Source organism: Gordonia sp. (in: high G+C Gram-positive bacteria) (assembly GCF_049299075.1).
Classification (GTDB): domain Bacteria; phylum Actinomycetota; class Actinomycetes; order Mycobacteriales; family Mycobacteriaceae; genus Gordonia.
Map to the genome: position 1 here is coordinate 1 of NZ_JBAQWU010000432.1, position 5,806 is coordinate 5,806.

6 protein-coding genes are annotated in these 5,806 nt (G+C 67.1%); 4 read left to right on the forward strand and 2 right to left on the reverse strand.

Features of this window, described 5'->3' with window-relative positions; all coding sequences use genetic code 11:
* Positions 1-616: hypothetical protein (locus WAW85_RS13845; RefSeq protein WP_422560182.1), on the forward strand; the 616-nt coding region annotated here is incomplete at its 5' end.
* 106 nt (positions 617-722) lie between these two features.
* Here WAW85_RS13845 and WAW85_RS13850 read toward each other — a convergent pair.
* Entirely contained in the window at positions 723-1,397 is a 675-nt protein-coding gene (locus tag WAW85_RS13850; RefSeq protein WP_422560183.1) for a serine protease, read from the reverse strand.
* A 277-nt stretch (positions 1,398-1,674) separates the two neighbouring features.
* On the opposite strand from WAW85_RS13850, the gene serA reads away from it, so the two are divergent.
* The 3 genes from serA (at position 1,675) to WAW85_RS13865 (ending at position 5,040) form a co-directional block, all read left to right on the forward strand.
* Complete coding sequence (gene serA / locus WAW85_RS13855) at positions 1,675-3,270, forward strand: phosphoglycerate dehydrogenase (protein ID WP_422560184.1); 1,596 nt, start codon at positions 1,675-1,677, stop codon at positions 3,268-3,270.
* Positions 3,267-4,277 carry a 3-isopropylmalate dehydrogenase gene (locus WAW85_RS13860; RefSeq protein ID WP_422560185.1) on the forward strand — a complete coding sequence of 337 codons (1,011 nt, stop codon included), beginning with the start codon at positions 3,267-3,269 and terminating at the stop codon, positions 4,275-4,277. The genes serA and WAW85_RS13860 overlap by 4 nt, the downstream gene beginning before the upstream one ends.
* Positions 4,278-4,398: 121 nt before the next feature.
* Positions 4,399-5,040 (forward strand): hypothetical protein, encoded by a 642-nt coding sequence (locus WAW85_RS13865; protein ID WP_422560186.1) that lies wholly within the window; start codon positions 4,399-4,401, stop codon positions 5,038-5,040.
* 3 nt (positions 5,041-5,043) lie between these two features.
* Here WAW85_RS13865 and WAW85_RS13870 read toward each other — a convergent pair.
* The coding region (locus WAW85_RS13870) for an MFS transporter (protein ID WP_422560187.1) at positions 5,044-5,806 on the reverse strand (763 nt) is incomplete at its 5' end.

The following is a 5,806-nucleotide window of genomic DNA, read 5'->3' on the forward strand; positions in this document are numbered from 1 at the left end:
GTGCACGAGCAACCAGGACGTCGTCGATGGCTCAGATCTGGTGTTCCTCGCACTGCGCACCGAGCAGTGCGCTGACGCCGTCGCAGAACTGCGCTTTCGTGACGACCACGTTGTGGTGAATGTGATGGCCGCCATCAGTGCCGCGCACCTCCGCGACATGCTGCACACGCGGCCACATATTGTCCGCGCGATGCCGTTGCAAGAGGTGAGCCAGCGCAACTGCCTCACCGTCCTCTTCCCCACCCATCCCGACGTCGAGGCCCTGTTCGAGAGGCTCGGCGGAGCCCTCGCCGTCGACAACGAGACGGCGTTCATCGCGTTCTGTGGCCTCGCGTCGACGGTGAGCACGCATTACGAGTACCTGGCGAGCCTCGCGAACTGGGCTGGCGCACAAGGGATTCGGCCCGCCGATGCCGAGCGCTTTCTGCGAAGTTTGTTCGCCGGCGTCGGTCGATCACTGACCGACGACAACCTCGCGCTCGATCCGCTCCGCACCGCGCATGAGACCCCCGGCGGCGCCAACGAGCGGGTCCGGCACCGCTGGTTCAGCCCCGCCGAGCCTGCGCTGCACACCGTCCTCGATGACCTCCTCGCCGACCTGCGCGATCAGGCGTGAACTGGCGGCGACGGCTGACGGCCTGCTCCGGGTGGCACACCGAGTGCGGCGGCCCGGGAACGAATCCCTGGGCCGCCGCAGCTGTTGTCTTGCGTTGCTGAAGTGGTTAGACGACCTTGAAGCCGTTGTAGCCGGTGGCGTTCAGGCGACGGATGATCGTGCCCATGTTGGTGCCGGTCTCCGGTCCGAGGCAGGACACGAAGTAGTAGGCGTTGACCATGCCGACCAGGGTGTCGCCGACCACGACCGGGCTGCCCGAGTCGCCTTCGATGACGCACATCTGCGAGAAGTGCGCCTGGCTGTCGGAGAACCAGGTGATACCGCAGGTGTGACCGGTGGTGCGGCCTTCCTTGCAGATGATGGTCGGGAAGGTGATCGGGGTGGTGTTGAGGCGTTTGATCGTCACGCCGCCGACCGTGCGGACCGGGCGGACGCGCGTCGAGTCGAGCTTGATGACGCCCACGTCGATGTCAGTCCAGCTCTGCTGGAAGACGCCGATCACGCCGCGGTTCTGGGCGGACTCGGCAAGCACGGACTGGCCGGGGCGGCCGCAGTGTCCTGCGGTCAGCGCGATCAACTGACCCTGGTTCGGGCCGGAGGTTGGGCGGCCGACGGCGGTCACGGTGCACGCTGCGGCGGAATTACCGCCCTTGAGTACCAAGATCCCCGAACCGCCGCCGATCGCGGTCTTCGGGGGCGCGGCCTGGGCGCTGCCCACGCCGACCGTGAGGGACAGGATGGTGGCGACAATCGCCGCCAGAACCACTGCCATTTTCTTCATCAAGTTCTCCGCTCGTCTTCACTCGTGGTCCTCGGGACCGGTTGCTCCGGTCCACCGTATTCGGCTTCCACCTTGTTCCCGGGACAAGAAGCGCATAGCGAAATGAAGCCATGACCGAATCGAGACATCGCGATCAATGTACCTGGTCGGCGTGCGCTGCACCACATTGCCACGTGGCCGGGTGTGCCGAGCCACCCCGCGGCGCTTACAGTGATCGTCGAACCCGCGCACACGCGTGGCGCGCTCGCCGCCTCGACAAAAAACTGGAGAAACTAGAGTGACCGCATCCGGCCGTCCCGTTGTTTTGATCGCCGACAAGCTTGCCCCCTCGACTGTCGAGGCACTGGGCAGCGACGTCGAAGTGCAGTGGGTGGACGGTCCGGACAGGCCTAAGCTCCTCGAAGCCGTCGTCGGCGCCGACGCGCTGCTCGTGCGCTCGGCGACCACCGTCGACGCCGAGGTTCTCGACGCAGGTAAGAACCTCAAGATCATCGCCCGCGCCGGCGTCGGTCTGGACAACGTCGATGTACCGGCGGCCACTGAGCGCGGTGTCATGGTGGTCAATGCTCCGACGTCGAACATTCACTCGGCCGCCGAGCATGCCGTCGCCCTGCTGATGGCCGCCGCGCGGCAGATCCCGGCCGCCGACGCCACCCTGAAAGACAAGACCTGGAAGCGGTCGTCGTTCAACGGCGTCGAGTTGTTCGACAAGACCGTCGGCGTGGTCGGACTCGGCCGCATCGGGCAACTGGCAGCGGCCCGACTGGGGGCCTTCGAGACTCACCTGATCGCGTACGACCCCTATGTTTCGGTCGCGCGTGCCGCGCAGCTGGGCATCGAGCTGGTGAGCTTGGACGAGCTACTCGAGCGCGCCGACTTCATCACCATCCACCTACCCAAGACCAAGGAGACGGCCGGTCTGATCGGTACTGACGAGCTGGCTCGCACCAAAGCAGGCGTGATCATCGTCAATGCCGCCCGCGGCGGCCTGATCGACGAGGCCGCGCTGGCCGAGTCGATCAAGTCCGGCCATGTGCGCGCCGCAGGCCTGGATGTCTTCAACACCGAGCCGTGCACCGATTCGCCGCTGTTCGACCTGGATCAGGTCGTCGTGACGCCGCACCTTGGCGCCTCGACCGCTGAAGCGCAGGACCGCGCGGGTACCGACGTCGCCAAGAGCGTGCAGCTGGCGCTGTCCGGCCAGTTCGTCCCCGATGCCGTCAACATCACCGGCGGGCCGGTCGACGACGAGGTGGCCCCGTGGCTCGACCTCTCGCGCAAGCTGGGTCAGCTGGTCGGGGTGCTCGCCGAGCAGCAGCCGACCGCCGTCACCGTCGAGATTCGCGGCGAGCTGGCCGCGCGACCGGTGGACGTCCTGGGTCTGTCGGCCGTGCGCGGCTTGTTCTCGGCCGTCGTCGACGAGCAAGTCACTTTTGTGAACGCCCCGAGTGTCGCGCAAGAACGCGGCGTTACCTACGACGTCGTGACCGCGACGGAGAGCCCCAATCACCGCAGCATGATCGACGTCCGTGCCGTTTTTGCCGACGGCAGTGGCGTGAACGTCGCAGGCACCCTCACCGAGCCGCGGGAGGTGGAGAAGATCGTGAACGTCAACGGTCGCAACTTCGATCTGCGTGCTGAGGGCAAGAACCTGATCATCAGCTACTCCGACCAGCCGGGCACCTTGGGCAAGATCGGCACCCTGCTCGGTAACGCCGGTGTAGACATCGTTGCCGCCGGTTTGGCCCAGGACCTGGAGGGTCCGGGCGCCACCACCATCTTGCGGGTGGACGGGACCATCGACGACGACGTCGTCGCCGCAATCGGTGGCGCCGTCGAGGCCACGCTGATCAAGCAGGTGGACTTCTCATGAAGCTGGCAGTGATTCCTGGCGACGGCATCGGCCCGGAGGTGATCGATCAGGCGTTGCGGGTGTTGGCCAAGCTGCACCCCGACGTGCGGACCACCGAGTACGACTTCGGGGCCCGTCGCTACCACGCGACCGGTGTCCTACTGACCGACGACGATGTCGCTTCGCTCCGCGAGCACGACGCCATCCTGCTCGGGGCCATCGGTGATCCCTCAGTGCCGTCGGGGGTGCTCGAGCGTGGCTTCCTGTTGAAGTTGCGATTCATCCTTGACCACCACGTGAACCTGCGACCGTCGGTGCTGTACCCCGGTGTCGCCTCGCCGCTGGCTGGCGAGCAGAACATCGACTTCGTCGTCGTGCGGGAAGGTACCGAGGGTCCGTACACAGGCAACGGCGGCGCGATCCGCGTCGGCACCCCGCATGAGGTGGCCACTGAGGTCAGCGTGAATACGCGATTCGGCATTGAACGCGTGGTCCGCGACGCGTTCGCCCGCGCCGAGGCGCGCGGCAAGAAGTTGACTTTGGTGCACAAGACCAATGTGCTGGCGTTCGCTGGCTCGATGTGGGCGCGCACCGTCGACGAGGTCGGTGTCGAATTCCCCGACGTGGTCGTCGACTACTGCCACGTGGACGCGGCCACCATCTATCTGGTGACCGATCCGGGCCGATTCGACGTGATCGTCACCGACAATCTGTTCGGCGACATCATCACCGATCTGGCGGCCGCCGTCACCGGTGGTATCGGGCTGGCCGCGTCGGGCAATATCGACGCCACGCGCACTAATCCGTCGATGTTTGAGCCGGTGCACGGCAGCGCGCCGGATATCGCCGGAACGAACTTGGCCGATCCGACCGCAGCGATTCTGTCGGTCGCCCTGCTCCTACGTCACCTCGGCGACGATGCGGGCGCCGAGCGGATCGAGGCGGCCGTCACCGCCGACGTCGCCTCGCGCGGCGCCGAGCGCGGCTCCACCACCGAGGTCGGCGACCGGATCCTCGCGCTGGTGTGAGCCGACGAGTTCGGCGACGCCCACTCGGAACCAGGAAGATCAGCGGAGTTTCCAGGGGCGTGCGCCTTACGATGTTCCACACGCGGCGGCCCACACGGCGTGTGGGGGAGAGGACGCAGACATGACTGAGTCACTACCGGAGCCTTCAGCACCGGAGCTGTCACTACCGGAGCCGTCACTTCCGGAGCCAGCCGAAGCTGAACGGATCGAGGGGCGCGCGTCCGCTGCGCCCAGCGTCGCCGACCAGGTGAACGGTTGGGCCAAGAAGGTGCTGATCGGGGTTGGCGGCGTCGCACTGGTGATCATCGCCTACTTCATCCTGGCGGCATTTCTGCCGCGCTGGTGGGCCGGTCACATCGGCTCGCTGGTGGACGGCTCGTTCACTCGCGGCACCAGCGCCGGCCTCCTGTATGGCGCGGCCGGGACGGCGATCACCCTGGTATTGCTCATCCTGGCCGGACTGGCGCTGGCGACTCACCGCAGAGTAGCCGCGGCCGTCCTGGCCGGAATAGGTGTGCTCGCCTCCATTCCCAACCTGCTGACGCTGTCGGTGGTGGCCGGCACCAGCAATTCCGCGCATGCCGGTGAGCGAATCTTCGACGTCGAGGCGCCGGCGTTCCGAGGAGCGACGTTGCTCGGGGTGCTGCTCGGCTTCCTGATCGGTGCAGCAATCGGCTTCTTCATCTACCGGTATCGCAGCCGGGGGCGCCGCCTGGCCGAGGCGCAAGCTGCGCTCGATGCGCAGCAGACGCCCCCGGACTGACGCCTACGGGTCGATGCTGACCGGTTCCTCCCGTAGCGCGGGATCTTTCGGGATCAGCGGCAGTGCGAGCAGCGGTGCGACGGCGACGATGCCGAAGACCGCGGCGTAGCCGATCCGCTCGATGCCCATGCCCAGCATCGGGGTGGTGACGGCGATGGTGACGAACTGCGCGGTGTTCTGCACGCCCAGGGCGCGACCACTCCACGATGGCCCGGCGGCCTCGGCGATGGCGGTGAACGCCAGGCCGTTGTCGGCGACGGTGCAGATCGTCGCGAGCACCATGATCGCCGGGGCGACGACGCTGTCGAACTGATCGGCCAGCGCCAGAGCGGCGAGGCTGAGCGCCGCGGCCACCGCGATCGCCCGTACCGGACGCATTCGTGAGGCCCACCGGTCCGACACCCGGCCTGCCACGATGCGGCCGAGTGCAGCGAGGATCTGGGTTACGGTCACCAGCACACCGGCGCCGAGCGGCGACCAGCCCAGCGCGACGATCAGCCACGCTGGCACAAAGGTCCACAGCATCGACTGGCCGATCACCAGCAGCACGCTGAACGCGTGGATCCGCCACAGATATCGGCCCGACCGATAGGGGTTCGGTGACGGCGGCGTCTGCGTGGAATCGGTGGGCAGCGGGGGATCGCTGATTCCGAAGTAGACCACCAGCAGGCCGATGCCGGTCACCACGGCAGGTACGGCCAGGGCCGCAGCGACGCCCAGCGATGCGGCCGTCACGGGCATGGTCAGCGCCAGCACCGCGATGCCC